This is a genomic window from Rhodococcus opacus B4, from assembly GCF_000010805.1.
Lineage (GTDB): Bacteria > Actinomycetota > Actinomycetes > Mycobacteriales > Mycobacteriaceae > Rhodococcus_F > Rhodococcus_F opacus_C.
The window spans coordinates 23,595-42,149 of the sequence record NC_012523.1; the positions used below are offsets into that span (position 1 = coordinate 23,595).

The 18,555-nt window shown below is 66.0% G+C and carries 16 protein-coding genes; 12 read left to right on the forward strand and 4 right to left on the reverse strand.

The window, feature by feature from the left end:
• Window positions 1–8 precede the first annotated feature (8 nt).
• The 9 genes from ROP_RS39895 to ROP_RS39935 all read left to right on the forward strand — a co-directional run bounded on the left by ROP_RS39895 (window position 9) and on the right by ROP_RS39935 (window position 9,669).
• Window positions 9–1,679: a hypothetical protein gene (locus tag ROP_RS39895; RefSeq protein ID WP_012691840.1), complete on the forward strand. Its 1,671-nt coding sequence runs from the start codon at window positions 9–11 to the stop codon at window positions 1,677–1,679.
• Window positions 1,676–1,978 (forward strand): transposase, encoded by a 303-nt coding sequence (locus ROP_RS39900; RefSeq protein WP_012691841.1) that lies wholly within the window; start codon window positions 1,676–1,678, stop codon window positions 1,976–1,978. The genes ROP_RS39895 and ROP_RS39900 overlap by 4 nt, the downstream gene beginning before the upstream one ends.
• Window positions 1,979–1,986: 8 nt before the next feature.
• Window positions 1,987–3,675, forward strand: coding sequence for a peptidoglycan DD-metalloendopeptidase family protein (locus ROP_RS39905; protein WP_012691842.1), 1,689 nt, complete (start codon window positions 1,987–1,989; stop codon window positions 3,673–3,675).
• Window positions 3,672–4,670, forward strand: coding sequence for a hypothetical protein (locus tag ROP_RS39910; protein ID WP_012691843.1), 999 nt, complete (start codon window positions 3,672–3,674; stop codon window positions 4,668–4,670). The genes ROP_RS39905 and ROP_RS39910 overlap by 4 nt, the downstream gene beginning before the upstream one ends.
• A gap of 4 nt (window positions 4,671–4,674) precedes the next feature.
• Window positions 4,675–5,271 carry a hypothetical protein gene (locus ROP_RS39915; RefSeq protein WP_012691844.1) on the forward strand — a complete coding sequence of 199 codons (597 nt, stop codon included), beginning with the start codon at window positions 4,675–4,677 and terminating at the stop codon, window positions 5,269–5,271.
• 103 nt (window positions 5,272–5,374) lie between these two features.
• Window positions 5,375–7,162 carry a type IV secretory system conjugative DNA transfer family protein gene (locus tag ROP_RS39920; protein ID WP_012691845.1) on the forward strand — a complete coding sequence of 596 codons (1,788 nt, stop codon included), beginning with the start codon at window positions 5,375–5,377 and terminating at the stop codon, window positions 7,160–7,162.
• Window positions 7,159–7,890 carry a DUF4913 domain-containing protein gene (locus tag ROP_RS43785; RefSeq protein ID WP_012691846.1) on the forward strand — a complete coding sequence of 244 codons (732 nt, stop codon included), beginning with the start codon at window positions 7,159–7,161 and terminating at the stop codon, window positions 7,888–7,890. Before ROP_RS39920 ends, ROP_RS43785 begins: the two co-directional genes overlap by 4 nt.
• 21 nt (window positions 7,891–7,911) lie before the next feature.
• A complete protein-coding gene (locus ROP_RS39930; RefSeq protein WP_012691847.1) occupies window positions 7,912–8,805 on the forward strand; it encodes a hypothetical protein in 894 nt (297 codons plus the stop codon).
• Between the two features lie 39 nt (window positions 8,806–8,844).
• A complete protein-coding gene (locus ROP_RS39935) occupies window positions 8,845–9,669 on the forward strand; it encodes a hypothetical protein (protein ID WP_012691848.1) in 825 nt (274 codons plus the stop codon).
• A gap of 66 nt (window positions 9,670–9,735) precedes the next feature.
• Here ROP_RS39935 and ROP_RS40660 read toward each other — a convergent pair whose 3' ends face one another.
• The 3 genes from ROP_RS40660 to ROP_RS39950 are packed head-to-tail and all read right to left on the reverse strand — an operon-like array spanning window position 9,736 to window position 13,909.
• Window positions 9,736–11,751, reverse strand: a complete 2,016-nt coding sequence (locus tag ROP_RS40660) for a TIR domain-containing protein (protein ID WP_012691849.1) — start codon at window positions 11,749–11,751, stop codon at window positions 9,736–9,738.
• 44 nt (window positions 11,752–11,795) lie between these two features.
• Window positions 11,796–13,514 carry a relaxase/mobilization nuclease domain-containing protein gene (locus ROP_RS39945; RefSeq protein ID WP_012691850.1) on the reverse strand — a complete coding sequence of 573 codons (1,719 nt, stop codon included), beginning with the start codon at window positions 13,512–13,514 and terminating at the stop codon, window positions 11,796–11,798.
• On the reverse strand, window positions 13,511–13,909 hold the full coding sequence (locus tag ROP_RS39950) for a plasmid mobilization relaxosome protein MobC (RefSeq protein WP_012691851.1): 399 nt from the start codon (window positions 13,907–13,909) through the stop codon (window positions 13,511–13,513). Before ROP_RS39950 ends, ROP_RS39945 begins: the two co-directional genes overlap by 4 nt.
• A gap of 600 nt (window positions 13,910–14,509) precedes the next feature.
• Here ROP_RS39950 and ROP_RS39955 point away from each other — a divergent pair.
• From ROP_RS39955 to ROP_RS39965, 3 genes are all read left to right on the forward strand, one after another.
• Window positions 14,510–14,887, forward strand: coding sequence for a hypothetical protein (locus ROP_RS39955; protein ID WP_043827591.1), 378 nt, complete (start codon window positions 14,510–14,512; stop codon window positions 14,885–14,887).
• Between the two features lie 362 nt (window positions 14,888–15,249).
• The gene (locus ROP_RS43355; RefSeq protein WP_158306539.1) at window positions 15,250–15,741 is read left to right on the forward strand and encodes a CPBP family intramembrane glutamic endopeptidase; all 492 of its coding nucleotides are present in this window, start codon (window positions 15,250–15,252) and stop codon (window positions 15,739–15,741) included.
• A 179-nt stretch (window positions 15,742–15,920) separates the two neighbouring features.
• A complete protein-coding gene (locus ROP_RS39965; RefSeq protein ID WP_050785298.1) occupies window positions 15,921–16,508 on the forward strand; it encodes an HNH endonuclease in 588 nt (195 codons plus the stop codon).
• Between the two features lie 143 nt (window positions 16,509–16,651).
• Here the strand turns inward: ROP_RS39965 and ROP_RS39970 are convergent, their stop codons facing one another.
• Window positions 16,652–18,271 (reverse strand): ParB/RepB/Spo0J family partition protein, encoded by a 1,620-nt coding sequence (locus ROP_RS39970; RefSeq protein WP_012691855.1) that lies wholly within the window; start codon window positions 18,269–18,271, stop codon window positions 16,652–16,654.
• Window positions 18,272–18,555 lie beyond the last annotated feature (284 nt).

The window sequence follows — 18,555 nt, forward strand, 5'->3', positions numbered from 1 at the left end:
GCACACTGATGTTCGAGATCATGACGCCCGAACAGCGGGCCAAGTATCAGACCCGTGTCTACGCCGGTGGAATCGGCGGCGGCTGGGCGAAGTTCAAGATCCGCACCGACGACAACCGTCGCCGCAACGCGAGCGCCCGCGAGCGCACCGAGCAGAGCACCACCGCGGGTGGCCCGAAGCTGAGCGATCGGGGCCACCGCGGTGCCGGCGGCGGCCGCGCCGCATCGGTCGGCAAGCAACCCGAACTGCGCTCGACGAGCGTGCACGCTGCCGGCGCGTTCTGGCCGTGGTCCGTCGGCGCAGGTGCCCCCGCGGTCGGCCCGGTGATCGGCAGCCACCTGGTCACCCACGCCCCCGTCTCGTTCGGGCTGCTCAACTGGTTCCGCCGCGGCTTCATCACCGCCCCGGTCGCGTTCGTCCTGGGCCTCAACGGCTACGGCAAGTCCTCGTTCGTCCGCAAAGTGATTCTCGGCGCGATGGCACAAGGGGTGACCGCGCTATTCCTCGCCGACAAGAAACCCGACTACCGCAAGATCGTCGAGGAAGTCGCCGGTACAGACGCGGTCGTCGATGTCGGCTACGCCTTCGGCCACATCAACCCACTCGCCGGTGGTGTGCTCGGGTCGATCATCCCGCGACTGGCCGCGTTCCCCGATCTGCAGCTGCGTTGGCTCGAGGAACTACGGGGCCGCCAGACCGAGACCGTGAGCGCCCTGATCGAGTTGCGGCGCGGACAAGCGATTGAGGACTGGGAAGAGTCGATCGTCGGCTCGGCCATCGCGATCCTGTTCGACGAGAAGGGCTTCACCCCCGACGAGCCCCCGCTGCTCGAGGACATGCTCGGCCTGATCATCGAGGGACACCCCCAGCTCCTCGAGGACGCCGGAGTCGACACCATCGAGGACTACCGCGAGGCGGTGCGGCCGCTGCGCCGATCCCTGCGCGCCTTCGTCAACCCCAAGAGCCGGTTCGGGCGGATCTTCAACGGACAGACCACCCATCCACTCAGTCTCGATCACCCTGCGATCGGCTTCGATGTCTCGCACATCCCCAACGGGGACAAGAAGCTGCGAGCTGCGGTGATGCTGGTGTGCTGGTCGGACGGATTCGCCCTGATCGACGCAGCGAACGCCCTGACCGACGCGGGCCTGGCTCCGCAACGGTTCTTCGAAGCGGTGATGGATGAAATCTGGGATGTGCTCGGACTGGGCCCCTTCATGGTTGACCGGATCGATGCCCTCACCCGCCTGAACCGGCAGATCGCCACCGGGCTGTGGATGATCACCCACTCGATGGCGGACCTCGAGACCGCCGCCGACGGCGCCACCACCTCCCGCGCGGTCGGATTCCTCGAGCGCGCCCGGGTGAAGATCATCGGCCCGATCCCGGAGAAGGAAATCGACCGCCTCGACGGCGTGGTCACCTTCACCGACACCGAAGCCGACATGGTCACCAAGTGGTCGTCCCCGCCGCCGATGACCGGTGAGCAGCCTCGGGAAGACCAGCCCGCCCCGCCCCCGCCGGGAACCGGAAACGTGCTGATCAAGACCGGTGACGACCCGCGCGCCCCCGGAATCCCGGTGCACGTGATCTTCACCCGCTCCGAGATCGAATCCGGAGTCCACAACACCAACGCCCGCTACACCGACACCGCCGCCCGTGAGGAGGACGCCGCGTGATCCCGCAACGCCGCTACCGGGACGTCTCCCCGGAACTGAGGACCGCCGCCGTCAAGAGTGTCGCCCTCCTCCAGAACGAGGTCTCCTCCCGCTGGCGGGCGATCCAGCTCGTCGCCGAAGCCACCGGCGTGCACCCGAACACGCTGCGCAACTGGGTCGAAGCGCACCCCGACGGACCCCGATCCCCGCGCCGCGACCTCGAACGCGAACTGCGCGAACGGGATGCGGCACTGGCCGCGGCGTCGGAGATGATCGCCGACCTGTCGTCGCGGATCCGCGACCACGCCGGGCGGGACTGAACCCGGCCGTGGACATCAAGAAGCTGGTCGCCGCCGCCGTGGCCGCCGTGTTGGGACTCGTGCTGCTGGTGGTCGTCGTCGCCTCCGACAGCGGCAACGAGTGCCCGGCCCCGGCGACGCCCGGCGGCAGCACAGCTCCTGCCGGATCACTGGTCAAACCGACCGAGTCCGGCACCACCACACTGACCTCGGGATTCGGCCCGAGGTGGGGGACCGAGCACCGGGGCATCGACTTCGCCGGCGAGGTCGGCACTCCCATCTACGCGTTCACCGACGGCCGGGTCATCGCTGCCGGTCCCGCCTCCGGATTCGGGAACTGGATCATCGTCGACCATCAGATCGACGGGAAGGTGGTTTCGACCGTCTACGGGCACATGTTCGACGACGGTGTGCTGGTCAAGGCCGGTGACCGGGTGTCCGCCGGACAAGAGATCGGCCGTATCGGCAACGCGGGCGACACCACCGGCGCGCACCTGCACTTCGAGGTCTGGGACGGGGGCCGCCTCCCGGACGGTGTCGGCACCGCCGTCGACCCGGCTCCCTGGGTGGACCAGGCCATCGAGCCCGGCCAGGCACCGGCTCCCGAGACAGGTGAGGGAGACGGTGGGGCGCCGACCTCGCCCGGCACCTCTACGGCACCGGGGCTCGCGGTCTACAACGCCCGCCAACTCGCGATCGCCAAGCAGGCGGTCGCGATCGGGGAAGCGATGGGTGTCTCCGAGCGCGGCATCACCGTCGCCCTCGCCACGATCGGCCGCGAGTCGACGTTCCGGATGCTCGCCAGCTCCGTGGTGCCCGAATCCCTGAACTACCCGCACGACGGCGTCGGCAGCGACAACAAGTCCGTCAACCAGTACCAGCAGCAGGTCGGGATCTGGGGAACGGTCGACGAGTTGATGAACCCGGTCACCGCGAACGTGAAGTTCTACCAGGCCCTTCTGCAGGTCTCCGGGTGGGAGTCGATGCCGGTCACCCTCGCCGCTCAGACCGTGCAGGCCTCGGCGCACCCGGAGGCGTACGCCCCGTGGGAAGACGCCGCGCATGCCATGTACAGCGAGTTCAAGGGTGCGAGCAAGGAACTCACCACCGACGAACTGTCGCAGATCTCCTCCGCCGGTAGGGCTACGGCCGTCGCAGCGGGAGGCATCTTGCCCGATGCGTGCCCACCCGCAGGCGGCGAGCACGGCCCGCTCGCACCGGGCCCGTTCGGGCAGAAGGTCATCGAGGCCGCGTCCCGCTGGCTCGGCACCGAATACGCCTGGGGCGGCGGTGACGTGAATGGCCCCACCCGCGGGATCAGCGACGGCGGCGGTGCGGCCGACGCCCACGGGGACACCAACAAGATCGGCTTCGACTGCTCCGGCCTGACCCTGTACGCCGTCTACCAGGCATCCGGGGGTGCGATCAGTCTGCCGCACTTCACCGGAGACCACTCCAACCCCGGCCAGCTCTACGACGCTCGCGGGCAGGACATTCCGTTCGACCAGAAGCAGCCCGGTGACCTGATCTATTTCGGGTCCGGCGGCAGCACCCACCACGTCGGCATCTACCACGGCGTCACAGACGGCCAGGACATGCTCCTCAACGCCCCGCAATCAGGTGATGTCGTCTCCATCCAACCGCTGTCCAACTGGGCTGGCGAAGAAATGTACGTCCGCCGATTCGGCGACCAACCCACAGAAAGGCAACCCCAGTGACGAACACGATCAGTACGGACGACAGTCCGATGACGGCCAGCGCGCATGTCATTGGCGCACCGCTCGGACAGCACTTGGAGTGGATCTCCTGGATTGTGCTCGTCGCCGGCGCGGTCATCGTGACAGTGGCGGGCGCCGTGTGGGGGGTGGCGGCGGTGGACCGAGCGGACGGGCGAGAGATCACCCGGGATCTGGTTGTTCTTCGGATTCACGCTCATGTTGACCGGATCTACCAGCACTTACCCATTCCTCTAGGCCACCGCTCACACGACCGGACACAGACCGACTCAGAACACGAAGGGACAGGGCACATGACGGAAAACGTGATCGAGAACCCCGCACCGAAGAGCGCGGCTATCAAAAGTTGGGGCCAGGAAGAAGTCGCCCCGCACAACTGGGCTGCCAAGGTGCTGGGCGACCAGACCGAAATCCTCGAGGCGAACGGATGGCAGGTTACCGAACGTCAACGCGACCTCGCGTATCTGTCGGCGCTGGAAGCGCTTGATGCCGAGGTTCTCCGGCGGCCGCTGCGGGGTCGGGGTCAGCCCTCCCCGCTCTACGCCAGCACGATTCACCAGATCACGGCCACCGAACTGCGGAAGGTCGCCGGTGAGCCGGCCCCGGTCAAGCCCTGGGAGAGGGTGTCGCTGGGACTGCTTGTGGCGGCGGCAGCGATTACGGTCGGCCTCACCTGGAAGGTGGCGCGGGACATCGCCAGTGAGTTCCTCCGGATCGACGACACACTCTGGTTGGGGACCGAACGGCAACAGACGGCAGCGAACTGGTTGTTCTGGCTCGGGCAGAGCGGTGCCGTCGCCGCCGGGATCCTGCTGGTACCCGCCTTGGTCACCGCGGGGGTCACCCTCGTGCGCCGCGTCCGACCGCGATACACCAGTGGCGCATTGGCCCTGGCCATCGTCGCAGCCGTGGTGTGCATGGCCACTGTGGTCACGACGACCTTCATCGCGATCATGTTCGCCGGCCTGGGCCGGTGACGAGATGAATCGGCATCACAGCAGGACGATCCGCGGCGGCGTCGCCGCCGCGATGGTGACGGTGGCCCTGTTGGCGGCCGGGTGCGGCAGCTCCGACGACGGGCATGACCATGCCGCCGAACCAATGGATTCCGGTGGCCCGACGGCAGCGTTGACGACCCCACCACCGCCGCAGCTGCCGGAACAGTTCAGCGGAGTCGATCAGAACGATCCGGAAGCGGTGATGGTCGCCGCCGCGCAGGCCCTGTTCAGCTACACCCCCGCGACGGACCCGACGCAGGCCGCTGGCGCCGACCGGGCCGCAGCGCTGCTCGACGAGCGGTTCTACGCCGAGAACAAGGCGGCGTTCTCCGTGCTGGCACCGATCACCGGTGCCCAGTGGGACCGGTGGGCGAGTGCGAACGCGACCGTGACAGCCCGTGCGGCGGTGACCGGTGACAACCATCCACCGGATGCGCCGGCCCGGATCTCGCGGGTGGTCGCCGTCACCCAGACCGCGACCACCCCAGCCGGAGCGGTGCTCGATGAATCCACGGTGGCGGTCTACATGAGCGCAACCCGTCTCGGGGTGTGGCGGGTGAGCGCTCTGACCGTCCGCTGACACCGGACAGGCGTGACCGACAGCTGCAACGACATTCAGGAGTGATGATGACGAGTTCGACCAAGACGGTCGTGGCCACGACCCTCGGGCGAGGGGAGCTGCGATGAGTGACCGTGGAGTCAAGGATCCAGTCAATTCGGCACGCGAGATGTATCTGATCGCGGCAGTGGTGGCCGTCGTCGGGGTGGTGGGCGGCGGGGTGATGCTGGCGCTGCGCCTGGGCACCGATCAGGAGGTGCCGGCGAACCCGGCCGTGGTCCTGATCGACCTGGTGAAGGGCCATCTTCAATGGTCGACCACCGCAACCGTGCTCATCACGGTGTACGCAGTGCTGGTGCTGGCGGCAGCGTTCGTGATTTTGGTGCTGGTGGCTCGCAGCCGCGGCAAGCGCACCCGCGTCGACAACAAGGCCAAGCACATGGGCCGGTTGCGGGACGTGGGATCGCTGACCGAGAAGCTGTGCCGTAAGGAGTCGGACCGGTTGGGCGTCGTCCTCGAAGAGGGTGCGGCGCCGGGGGTCCCGATCGGAAAGCACCTGTTGTCGGGGCAGAACCTGTACGCGAAGTACGAGGACATGCACGTCGACATCTGGGGTCCGCGTTCGGGAAAGAGCAGCTCCCGGGTGATTCCGGCGATCCTCGAAGCGCCCGGCGCGGTGCTGACCACCTCGAACAAGCGGGACGTGGTCGATGCCACCCGCGACCCGCGTGAAGCCAAGGGCGGGAAGGTGTGGATCTTCGACCCGCAGAAAGTCGCTGACGGGGAGAACACCTGGTGGTGGGATCCGCTGTCGTGGGTGACCGACGAGGTCCGGGCCGCGGACCTGGCCGCGCATTTCGCTGCCGGCGACGACGGCCTGGACGCGAAGAAGGATTCCTTCTTCGACCCGGAGGGCCAGGACCTGCTCACCGCCCTGTTCCTGGCGGCCGCGGCCGAGCAGAAGCCGATCACCCAGGTGTACACGTGGGTCACCGACGAGACCAACGTCGAACCGGTCAACATTCTCCGCAAACACGGCTACGACCTGCACGCATCCGGTCTCAGTGGCCAGTACAACGCTCCGGCGAAACAGCGCGGCGGTGTCTTCGGCACGGCCCGGAAGATGATCCGCTGCTTGAAGATGCAGTCCATCCGGCCGTGGGTGTCGACCGACGGCCAGCGAAGCTGGGTACCGCATTTCGATCCGCGGGAGTTCGTCCGCTCGAACGACACCATCTACCTGCTCTCTCGTGAGGGCAACGGGTCCGCCGGACCGCTGGTGACGGCGCTGACCGTCGCGATCTGTGAGGCCGCCGAGGAACTGGCGACCCGGTCGAAAGGTGGGCGTCTACCGGTGCCGCTGCTCGCCGCCTTGGACGAAGCCGCCAACGTGGTCCGCTGGACCCAGCTCCCAAAGCTGTTCAGCCACTACGGATCTCGTGGAATCGTGATCATGGCCATCCTGCAGAGCTACGCCCAGGGCACCGAAGTGTGGGGCAACAAGGGCATGGGAATGCTGCACTCGGCCGCCAACGTGAAGGTCTACGGCGGCGGCTGCGAAGTTGCCGTCGACGACAACTACCTCCGATCGCTGTCCACCGCGATCGGGGAGCACTGGGAATACAGCGGATCGGTCTCCTCCGGTCGCGGAGGCCGCTCCACCTCACGCCAGCGCACGAAGATCACCACCTTCACCGAGTCCGAACTCGAAGAACTGCCCCGCGGCCGCGCGATCGTCCGCTCGTCCGGAAACCGGGCCACCCTCGTCAAGACCGTGCCCTGGTGGGAAGGCCCCTACGCCGACCAGGTGCGGGCATCGATCGAACGCCACGATCCCGAAGCGGACAAGACCCTCGCCGAAGCGGTGACCCTCACCGACGACGCCGAACCGAAAGAGGTACAGCCGGTATGACCAGCCTTGACGAGTTCGACCTGCCCGAACCGCCCGACGAGGACCCCGCCCCACCCGAGGATTCCTGGGCGCCGCCGCTCGAGGGTCTCGTGCCCGCACCCGCACCGGCGGCTACCCCGGCCGACGGGAACGGTGCAGGCGACGCCCTCGCGCTGTCCGACGAGCTGAGCGCCCGGATTGGAAAGGTCACCGGGACGCTGCTGAGCACGCAGATCAAGGCGATCGCCGAAACCCAGCTCGCCGAGCTACTCACCCCGGAGATCTATCAGCGGATCGAAGAGCTCTCCCGGCGTCGACTCGCCGCCGAGCTGGAGACGCAGCTGGTCGCGGCCGCCCACGCAGCGGACGCGGCGGAGAATCCGCCGACCACCGTGTTCGGGTCGACCGAAGAGTTCGTTCGGGTGCGCCTGGCCCCGGGCTACCGCCGCGACGTCATCGACAACCGGGAAATCCGCTGGTGCCCTCAATGGTGGCGGCACGAAGAAGCGATCTCCCGCCTCGAAGCGCTGTGGCGCACCTGGGAACACTTCCGCCTCGACGCCACCACCGGAATGAGCGTGTGGTGGCGCGACCACGCCGACCACCACATGTCGGTGCTGATGTCCTCGGAGGGCCCGTTCAGCAAATGCAGCGTCCAACACGGCCACCACACGCCGGACAACGCCATCGCACCGCTGCCGACCGATCCGGCACCCGCCGGGATGTTCCCCGACACCCGCGAGCTCTGACGCACGGAAGGACCAATCCTCATGGATATGCACCGCGACGACGGCATCTACACCGCCACCTGCCGCCACTACGAGCACCGACCAAGTTCCGAAGGACCAATCGGCGTCACTACCACCCAGCACACCTCACAAGCTGCCGCATTCGACGCCCTCCACGAGTTCCTCAGCACTGCTTACGAGGTCGGTCCCCGGTACGACATCACCATCACCCGCGACGACACCCCACAACGCGAAGTCGTCTTCGCCACCGGCGGGCCCGCCACAGTCGATCGCCTTCGCCCCGCGATCAACGAGGCCAGATCGGCATACTCCAGCGCATGGGACATCCTCAAAGCCCACGCGAACGACCTCATCGCAGAACTGCGTGACCCGAACGCGCTCGTACACCATCCGACCCCCGAGTTGCGTGATGTGGCATGGGCCGCCAGGAACCAATACGGCCCCCGGCACCGCACCCGCGACGCCTACCAAAGCCACACCGGTGAAGAACTCGACCGCGCCAAGAACCTCGCCCGCGACGCCGGACACACCGAGGACCAGATCGACCGCGCGACCCGCGCCGACCCGGATATGGACATGCACAGCCTCCGTCAGCGGTCCGCAAACATGATCCGCGACGTCCGCTCTTTCGCCACCAACTACAACCTCCCCCCGGACCAGGCCAGTGCCCTCCATGCCGCGGCCGACAGGGCCGAGGACACCGTCGCCGAACTCGCGGCCCCGAGCGGTGTCCCCCCGGCTGTCCCCTCACTCGACAGCAGCACCACCATCCAGCAGGACATCACAGCAGCCGCCCGACTCGCTGCCAGCGACTTCCCTTCCCCAGCCCGGTCCGTCCTCGTCTCACCGAACCAGCCTGAACCGACCCACAAATCCACGGCCGCGCCCACCCGCACCTCCAGCCTCAACCTCTAGGCCAAGCCCGTCACCACAACAACCGGTAGGGAGAACCACATGTCCGAAGGTCCCGAAGTCGACTCGGCAAACCACGAAGTCAACGCCATGATGCGCGTCGCACTGCAACTGGCCTCCCGCATGGCAGAGAAGATGGCTCGCAACCGTGAGCGTGACCTCGAGCAGGCGCGCCGCGAATCAGCCGAACATGCCCGCGAACTCGCACAACGACTAGAGACCAGTCGCGCGGCCGCCGAGGCATACCTGCGTGCCTCGTTCGATGACCAATGGTGGAACCGGGCACAGCCCGGCGAGATCGCCGACCAGTGGCAGCACGCACAGGCATGGAAGGAACACTCCCAGGTCGCATCGGAAGCCGTCGAACGGATCCGCGCCGAAACCGCCAAGCGGTATGGCATCGACGTGGACGCTCCGGGCGCGGACGAGAAGGTCGTCGACGCCCTGCTGCGCGATGCGGAGAACCGAAAAGCCCGCGCCGGCGCCGAACACGGCCGATCCCAAGCCGACACCATGACGGCCAGTGAGATTCTCGACGAGGCCGAGCGGGCGGATGCCGAACGCGCCGATGAGAACGAACGCAACGAGACGAACAGCGAAGACGTCGAACCGCGGACACTTGGCGGTGATTCGCTGCGCTCGGTGGCCGACCACGACTACGACTCCGCCGAACGACGCGGGGAGGACACCGACCAGATGAGGGCCGCCGGCATCGACGAAGAGGAAGTCGCCACCCGCATGCGCGCCGACCTCGACCAGGCCAGGCACCCGGTCGAAGCGGTGGCCGGCGCGGGCAGCCATCCCAAGGCCCGCAAGGGTCGGGCCAGACGCGGTAAGTCTGCCGAGCGGACGATGACTGGCCGGTAGTAGATCCAATCCGTGTACCTGGTCGGTTCCCTCGAAACCAACCAGGTACACGGCCCACTCCTGCCTTTACAGGCGCCTCAAGAATCGTCGTCCGACCCGGTCTCGGGCGAGAGCAATGGCGTCAGCTAATTCCGACTTGTCACCGATGATTGGCCACCATGACCAGTCGGATCCTGCCGCCTGTGCTTCCTCAACGAAGATCGCTTCTGGCTCCCACACGTCCCTTCCCCACCGCCGTTCACCTGCAGCCAGTGTAGGGCCTGGCTCGACGTCATGCCGGAGATAGAACAGCCCTCGCCGGTATTCGTACTGGTCGTTGAGTTGACTCCAATCCTCATCGTCAGGACATGCCTCCGCAAAGAGCGGCCGCAGCATTTTCCGTAGGTACCGACTGAGAGCAAATCCAAGTCCCGCAACGTCCTGCATGCCTGCAAAGTTCATCACTGAGCGCTCATCCAGCACTTCGTGCTCATCCAGCACTCGAAGAGCAGGCAGTCTCGGGGCAGTCGGTCCTCTGTCCGTATCGCGCCATTTAACGTTCTCTGCCAGTTTGATCCACAGATCCGCGTCCGAGTCGAAGCACAGTGTTGACAAACCGATGACGCGGAAGGCCAGTAAAGCGGGGAAGTGGCGCGACTTGTCGTAGGCAGATTCCGGCATCCGTTGGATAAGGGAATTCCCGTCTTTCTTGAAGCGTCCGCGGGCGTCGACAAGTTCCTGCAACGCAAGCGGCCATGCACGATTATCCCCGCTGGCCGGGTCGTACTCAACGCCGGCATGCAGGATCTGCAACGTGGGTTCAGTGAGCTCGTAAAGCAACCGATATCTGGCTTCGAGTGGCTCAAGCGGCCCGCTGCTCGACGTGACGATCGGAAGCTCGTTGATGTCTCGCCGTAGTTGTTTTGTCGTGTTCTTCACCAGGTCGATGAGGTCGATGCTCTTCGAACCGTCAACGACGTATCGCTTGACCTGACCTACTAGATCCCGCTCCGGAGGAGGTTCAGGCTGAACTGTGGGCCCGCCAGCAGAAGGGGTTGCAGCGCCGCGCCCAGCGGACGGGGGAATTGTGAAGTCGCCGGCAGTCCGCCAATCGTCGTTCTCCATATCGACGGCAAGGCCTGTGTTTCTCAGACGTCGTCCCAGATCCCTACGACTGTCGGAAGTGTCCTTAATCTGCACATAGTTCACTCCAGCGATGTCCGACATCTCCCGCACGCCACCAAACCGGACGAGGACAACTTTTTCCCGATCCTTCTGCATAGCCATTCCAGCTTCGAAGATGACGTTCATACGCGGCTGAGGGGTCAGATCCCTCTCGAACTGCGGATCATGATCGGAGAGAAACTCATCCCTGCATCGCCCGAGGTCATCCGGCGTGAACAGCACTACGACGGCGCCGGCGGCTTCCATTCCTGCAGTAACGATGTCCATCGTGGTAGGGCTTCCGGAGCCAGTGTATGAGGCTGCCTCCTCCCACTCGATGACCCGGAGATCGAAGGTACGAAGTAGCTGGACCATGGACTTCTTGATTCGGTGATCGCGACCGTGGACAAGAAAGACTCGTCTATCGCGCGCGGGAGAAGTAACGGGCTGAGACACGGGAGTCTCCCTTTGTGATTGTCGTAGGTCTGATGAAGGGGAGATAGTGTGAGCGGGGGTTGCGAGTGGAGATGTGGCAGCGGACCCCTCCTGCGTATCGCCACTCCAGTGGAGAGTCCCGGACGGATCGAGGACCACATCGACGCGCTTCAATGTCTCGATCAGATCGGCTACCGCATCGACGAGCTCATCTTCCCTTCCTAGAGTTGAACGCTGAGCTCGGCTGAGAAGTCCTCGGAGTAACCTCAACAGTCGAGGAAGGGCTTCCTTCGCGTCCTCGTCGCTCGCCGATTCGAGAGCGTGCAGTACCAGTTCCTGCCTGTTAGTGCCCACGCATTCGAGGCCCACGCTCTTCAAAACTCTGACTGTGTCGACCCTCGATGGCCCGTGGGAGCCCGCCCAAAACCGCGCCATTGGACCGGCGATCGTCTCGCCGAAGGTTCGCCCTGATCGGCGAGACGTCTTCGGGTCGGATTTAGTCATGGACCCAAGAATGCCGCATCAGTTCCAACCGATACGCCGGAGTCCTACCTTTCGTTGCCTTCCTGGGCACGGTCGCGACCGGCGTGAGTGCGTGGGGACGGATCGAGCGGCGCGGGAATCGGCGATCCGGGACGCCTCACTGCCTCAGATGGTGGTGATGCGTTGTCGAGTGCGACAAGTCGCCGCAACTCTTCCTGTTCCGGTGTGAGTGTCGATGTCGACGTGCCGTCCTGCCTCGTCATCCGGTCTTCGACGCGCGCGGAATCCGGCACCGACAGCCGCGGCTGTTGAGGGGCGTAGATGGCCGCGAGCTCGGTCCGCGCGGCGTACTCAATGTCGAGGGCACGGTACAACTCGCCTGACGCGCGATGCGCATCCGCGATCGCCTCCATCGCCTTCATCAACTGCCGCAGCAACAACATCGCGGACACGCTGTTCGGGAGATGCCCTCCGGTCTGCATCACGATCAGTGCGGCACCACCCGCAGACATGGCGCCCTTCGGTGCCCGGTACGCCCGGTGCGCCGGAAGTTGCGCGGAACGGGCGAGCTGACGCGCGGCCGCGGCCAGGGGTCCGGGTGTTGGTTCGATCTTCGCGGACCATGCCGCGAACACACCGGCGGTGCGGCCTGCTGCGCGTGCCCACTGTGCCCGGTCTTCGAGTGGGATGGATCGCAGGTAGGCGTTCCACTTACCGATGTCCTCGGTGGCTCGGTCGAGCAGTTTCGGGTCGAGTTCCTGACTCTCACGGCCGGCCCGCACGGTCGGACGTTCACGGCGAGCAGCGTTCCACTCGTCGACGGCCGCCGCCGACGCCTGCGGGCTGTCCTCCCACTCGCTGCGCAAACGCGGCAGCGTCAGGTCCTTGGCAAGGTGCCCTCCGCCGTAGAAGACCGGAGAGTGTCCGTTGGCGGGTCGAACCGCGACCTTGAAACCGACAACCACGTCGCCGCGTCCGGAGGCGAAGCGGGGCCGCACAATCAACCCCTGTCCACGCAGGCGGCGCACGAACTCCGCTTCGGATTTCGACGCGGTCGCGCACGCGCGGACGCGGCGAGCGAGGAGCTCACGGTCCAACTCACTCGCACCTTCACGCTCGGCACGCTGCTTCTCGGCACGGTGGTAGCCGCGCTCACCGGAGTTGGTTTCCCGGGAGGCGATCACGGCGAGGCCGTGCTGTCGTTCGAGTTTGGCGACGATCTCACTTGCCCGTCTCTTCGACCGCCACAAGTCGACCTTCGTGCCGTCCTCACGCACGGCAGAGGCGGCGATGTGGATGTGATCGTTGCCCTTGCTGGAAAGACCGTGACGGGCAGCCACCCAGCGGGCGGGGGAGCGGCCGGACTGACTGGTGAATCCCATCTCGTCCATGAACTGCTGGGCGATCTCGCCCCACTTCTCGTCGGTGAGCTGCCCCTCGTCGGCGTGCAGCGACAGCGAGCAGTGCCACACGTTCGCGTCCCGCCAGGGGTCGATCGGGTCGCGGACCTTCTTGCCGTGCGAGTCCCGTACGTCTTCGCCGTTGGAGTCCCGGAGGTAGTTCGGCTCCCGGACTACGGTGCCGAATACCCGTCGCGGTTCGTCGATCTGACGGCCGATCTCGATTGCGTCCTGGTGGGACAACTCGTTGTCGTGGTGCCACGCCATGATCGCAGGATCACCGGCAACCAGGTGCGGGTCGGTGTGTTCGTTGGATCGGCCCGGACCCTGTAGGTACGACAGCAGACCGGTCATCTTCCCACCAGTGCCGATCTTCACGATCATCGCGCGTCGAACTCCTGCAGAATCCCGTCGATCCGCCTCGCCACCCGCCGGACCTCGTCGAGTGTGACACGGAGATTGTCGGGCAGATCCCCGGTAGCGTTGGTGGCCTTGGCCATCTGATTGACGTTGATCGAAATCGCAGACAGCAGCCGGAACCCGCTGAACAACTGCTCCGCGAATTCACGCCGCTCGGAAGCAGTCTCGGAATGGTCTGCCAGCGCTGACTCAACGAGTAACCGAGGCACGGTTACCCGCGCATGCTGCGCCTTCGCCAGCAGCGCCGACTCCTCCTCCGGAGTCACCTTCACCACGTGCCGGGCCTGCCGGCCACCGTCGACGTTCGCACGTCGCTCACGCCGGAATCGCCGGGGACGATCAACCGCGTCTTCGCTCATCGTCCCTGCCTTTCAGTTGGCCCAGCGCAGCGCCCCCACCACGTGGGGCTACACGGCAGTGTCTCAGGTCCAGAGCGCAGCGTCCAGACCTGACCCCAACTTAGGGCACCTAAGTTTCCATCTTGCTCCGCCGGGGCTCGATCAGTTGGCACGCAGCGCCTGCGTCGTGTGCCCGTTCTTGAAAGAAGCACAGGACGAGCGCAGCGAGTTCCTTTGCGCGGTCTTCCGGCCGTCCCCACCTGTGGTGTGGACCCGATTGTGGGTGCCTGAGATCGAGCGGAGCGGGACAGGGAATCTCGGGCATCCACACGAGGACCAGGGCACTCCACACTTGTGGTCGGCCGGCGCCCGAACGGGCCGACAGAGGGGCCGCGCTACGCGCGTCCAACGCGACTTCGCCGCGGGGGAGTTGTCCCCAAGTGGGTACCGGGCTTAACGGCATTGGGCACCCACGACATTTCTCCGCTCCGCTGTGTCGTGTGCACACAACGCCTACCCGGACACCCACCCGGGGACAACGGAATCCGAGCGCGACTCGACTCGCGCACACGCCGCGTGTACGGCTCGAGATTCGCGGGCAACGTCTATACGATCGACCGCATGGAGAACCAGTCGCTGGAAACCGAATTCGCCGCTCTCGATGAACAGATCCGACGAGAAGCCGAGAAGAAGATGCAAGCGATCCGCGTCGTCGCCACAGCACACAAAACTCTCGCCGACACCCGCGAGGAGTTCGCGCGCGCCGACGCCGCGAACAAGAAGGCGTTGACCGACGCGATCGCCGCCGCGCGCAGCGCCGGATTCACCGACGCCGACCTGAAGCGGTGGCAGGCCGACGACAACAAGCCCAGCCGTCGCGGACAGCAGCGCCGTCCCCGCAAGGCCGCACAGAAGGACCAGCCGGGGACCCCGACCGCGACCGCTTCGACGGACTCTTCGCCCCAGCCGGCGAACGAATCCCTCGCCGCGTCGGCCTGACCAAGCACCCGCCATAGTGCCACTGACCGCTCTGTGTCAGTGGCACACTCATGTTCAGTACTCCGGGGGGAGTTCGATGAGCGAGATCACGCTCGATAGATCAGAAGAGTCCGCCGCTGGAAACGGACGTGGCGTCCAAGGCCAGCGTTCAAAGCGGGTCCTCATCACATTTCTGGGACCGGTTCTCGGAGTTTGCCACCTTTGCGCGCCTCGCACCTAACGAGCCCGGTTTCGCCGCCCTACTCGGGCTGCATGGTCTCGTCGCGGCGGTCGTCGTGGTGAAGCTAGTTCCTCCATGTGGTCCGGTGTGGAGTGTTGGTGCGGAGCTCGCGCGCGGTTTCCGTTGGCTCGGCCTCGCACCGGTGAGGATCCGGAACCAGCCGGTATCGCGACGCACTCAGCTGCTGTGGCTCGTCGCCATTCCCGGCACGCTCGCGCTGTTGCACCTTCTCCTTGCCACACAGCTCGTCACGGCATTCCCCGTGATCGATCCCGCCGAAGATGCCGCCAACGACGCAAGGGAAATACTCGGGACGAAGTACGGCCTCTACAGCGCGTTGACGTATGCCTTCTTCGGCTCAGCCCTCGTCGAGGAGATCGCCTTCCGAAACGTTGTCCTTCTCGTGCAGCGGTGGCGGCCGCACGCAACGCTCCTCATCGCGATCATCGCGACCGCGTCCACCGCTCTGTTCGCGGTGTCGCATTTGAACTACGGCACCGCCAACGTCGTCTCGGGATTCGTCGGAGGAGCGGTCTACGTCGGGCTCGCGCTGTACACCCGATCGCTCTGGCCCGCCATCATGACGCACTTCATCTACAACACCGTCATCATGGTGGGCTGGGTGGCGATGTAGCCAACAACCACAACATGCAGCGAGCGCCCCGATCCGGTCACGGGTCGGGGCGCTCGCTGCATCACCACTTGTGTCCGACCTGTCGGTCCCCGCCTCTATCCTCGCCGGTAACAGCACCTGGAACCGGTTGAGTGGAGGACACCCTGAGCGTCACCAGCGGCATTTCCCCGCTCCCGGGTATGCCCGTTCCCTCGCCACATGCGGAGGACGAGCAGCTCGCTCTGATCGGACAGCCGCAGCCGGTGCGCGTTCCTGCACGACTGTGGCGATCGTGGCTCACCGAGCCCACGATCGTCGCTCGGTTCGAAGCGAAAATTTATCGGCGTGCCGACGAGTTGTGCACTGTCTGGACCGGAAGTGTCAGCTCGACGGGTCACGGATCCTTTCGGGCGGCGAGTCTGCCCGGCACGTCTCGACGTGGCACCGTGCCCGCGCATCTGTTCGCCTACCAACTCGAGTACGGAGTGATCCCGAGGCTGGGGTGGTCCGGTGCCGATGACGCGGTGCTGTGCCATCAATGCGACTTCGCCGGTTGCGTCAATCCACACCACATGCGCTTGGGCACCAACGCCGTCAATCGCACCGAGTACTACCTGCGGCGACGGAACCTGGCCAGTCCACTCGCCGACATCCGCGGTCCCGCCGGGCGCACCCGCGCCGTCGCCGCCGCTGTCCGCGCCGGCCTCGCGAACGGCGACGAATCCGACGGCATCGAGTTACGGATCCGCCGCGCCGAAGCCGCCGGCCTGCCACTCACTCTTTGGTGATTCTCGGTGCGTCGCACAGACCCAGGTGCACGCACACGGCTGATGCGCAGAGGGTGTTCGGGGCTCGATGCCCCGAACACCCTCCATCCCCTCCCTGACGGGCCCCCGGAACTCCGCACTTCCGGGGGCGCGCCGTTTCATGACTAGGTGATGTCGATGTCTTCGGGGCGCAGTTCGCCGCTGATCACCTTCTCCACATTCGAGAGGGTGTGCCCGTTCTCGGTGAGCATCGCGAGGTACTCGCTGACGTACTGCGGCCGCGACCGCCATGCATCCTTCGCCATTCGCGACTCCATCGCCGCGACAGTGAGCGCGAAGGTAAGCATCCAGGCGCGGGACTCGCTGGCCGCCGTCGCTGCGGCCGCGATCTTCTTCTTCGCGTCGTACGTCGTCCAGGTCTTGTCACCCATCAACTCCGGCAGCAGATCGGACGAGTGGAACTCCGACAACTGGTGCGGTGCGAGCGCGACCATCATCGCCGTCCACGTGGCCGCGTTCTTCGGAGGCTTGTTCGCCGACAGCATCTCGCGGATGAACTCACGCCTCACGTCGGTAGCGGACTCGGCCAACTTGTTCAGCTCCCGTACCCGGCGACGCTGCACCCGCTTGGCCTCCTCCGCCGCAAGGAGTGCGGCCTCACGGGCTTCCTCGTCCTCCGGCAACGGGTTGGTCGGGTTGAACCCGGCAAGTTGGATCGCCCGGTTGAACTGGTAGCGGCCACCGTTGACAGGAACCAGACCGGCGTCCTCGGCACGCAGCACGTCGAGGAAGTAGAACTGCGGCACGTACACGTCGCGTTCCTCGACCGAGTTCGCGTGCCGCAGCCCTTCCTCGGGCTCGACGTCCGGGTCGTCGAAGGTGTCCCAGTCGATGTCGCCCTCTTCGACCGGTTCTCCGGACTCGACTTCGACGTACATCGTGTCGGTGCGCACCCACACGCCCCATAGCTCCGGCCGCTGCCGCACCTGCTCCTCGGTGATGTGCGCGCGCGGGTCCGCCTCGGCGTCCTCGGCGGTGGCGATGTATCGCCAGTGGATCTTCGTGTCGTCGCCAAAGCCGGGATCGCTGTCGAGCACGGTGAACCCGGCTTCGGCGTATGTCGCGGTGCGTTCGGCGCGGGTCGCTTTCTCCTTCCGGTCCGCCAGGAGTATGCGGGCCTGGTAGTCGAAGGAGTGGCGCTGGCACTGCGCCAATGTCTCCACGGCCTCGGTGTCGCCATCCGCCTCGAACGTGGCGATCACGGCCGCCTGTTCGATCGTCAGGCCCTGTTCCTCGAGGCTCGCGCGCGCGGCTTCGCGGCGTCCGACTGCGCCGAGCAGCTTGACCGCCTTGCGCTTTACGCTCAGCTCCTTCGAGACTCGTTCCACCGGCACCCCGAGGTCGAGCATTTCGGCGATCCCGGCGGCGTTCTGCGCGGTCGTCAGGCCGGTGCGGTGGTTGTTCGAGTTCATCTGCTCGCTGATCCGGGCGATGGCACGCTCGATCTCGTCGGTCGTGTCCTGTGAGCGCACCAGCACGGGGATGGTGTCGCGGCCTGTGGCGATTGCGGCGAGCGTTCGTCGTTGTCCGTCGATGACCACCAGGACGCCGTCCTCGCGGCGGTTCGCGGTGATCGGGTGCAGCACACCGTGCTCGCGGACCGACGCCACGAATCCTGGTGTCGCCTCGAGGTCGACCTGGTCGCGCACGTTCTTGCCGACGTCGAGGGTGTGCGGGTCGACCTCGATCAGCTCGACGCCCACCGGTTGCAGTGTTGCGGTCATGATGTCTCTCTCCTGTACTGTCTCGGGCGAGAACACCGGGCAGATAGTTGCTGCCCGGTGTTCTCTTGTTTCCGGGTGGTTCGTCGTCAGTGGGGGGCCGGGGTATCGGTGGTGCGGTCCGCCTGCCGTGCCATCTGCCTGTTGCGCGTCGTTGAAGGTGACGACGACGGCGTCATCGGGGTTGACGACGATGCGGTGCGAAAACGGCCCCGCTCGGGGGTGGTGAGCGGGGCCGTGGTGGGCGTGGTGACGGAGTGTTCGTCGGGTTGACGCGGTGGTGGTCG

What these genes read in the sequence shown, in the direction of transcription:
- ROP_RS39895 (WP_012691840.1), top strand. Translation starts at nt 9, where the DNA reads ATGTTCGAGATCATGACGCCCGAACAGCGGGCCAAGTATCAGACCCGT.
- ROP_RS39915 (WP_012691844.1), top strand. Translation starts at nt 4,675, where the DNA reads ATGAATCGGCATCACAGCAGGACGATCCGCGGCGGCGTCGCCGCCGCG.
- ROP_RS39920 (WP_012691845.1), top strand. Translation starts at nt 5,375, where the DNA reads ATGAGTGACCGTGGAGTCAAGGATCCAGTCAATTCGGCACGCGAGATG.
- ROP_RS43785 (WP_012691846.1), top strand. Translation starts at nt 7,159, where the DNA reads ATGACCAGCCTTGACGAGTTCGACCTGCCCGAACCGCCCGACGAGGAC.
- ROP_RS39930 (WP_012691847.1), top strand. Translation starts at nt 7,912, where the DNA reads ATGGATATGCACCGCGACGACGGCATCTACACCGCCACCTGCCGCCAC.
- ROP_RS39935 (WP_012691848.1), top strand. Translation starts at nt 8,845, where the DNA reads ATGTCCGAAGGTCCCGAAGTCGACTCGGCAAACCACGAAGTCAACGCC.
- ROP_RS40660 (WP_012691849.1), bottom strand. Translation starts at nt 11,751, where the DNA reads ATGACTAAATCCGACCCGAAGACGTCTCGCCGATCAGGGCGAACCTTC.
- ROP_RS39945 (WP_012691850.1), bottom strand. Translation starts at nt 13,514, where the DNA reads ATGATCGTGAAGATCGGCACTGGTGGGAAGATGACCGGTCTGCTGTCG.
- ROP_RS39950 (WP_012691851.1), bottom strand. Translation starts at nt 13,909, where the DNA reads ATGAGCGAAGACGCGGTTGATCGTCCCCGGCGATTCCGGCGTGAGCGA.
- ROP_RS39955 (WP_043827591.1), top strand. Translation starts at nt 14,510, where the DNA reads ATGGAGAACCAGTCGCTGGAAACCGAATTCGCCGCTCTCGATGAACAG.
- ROP_RS39965 (WP_050785298.1), top strand. Translation starts at nt 15,921, where the DNA reads ATGCCCGTTCCCTCGCCACATGCGGAGGACGAGCAGCTCGCTCTGATC.
- ROP_RS39970 (WP_012691855.1), bottom strand. Translation starts at nt 18,271, where the DNA reads ATGACCGCAACACTGCAACCGGTGGGCGTCGAGCTGATCGAGGTCGAC.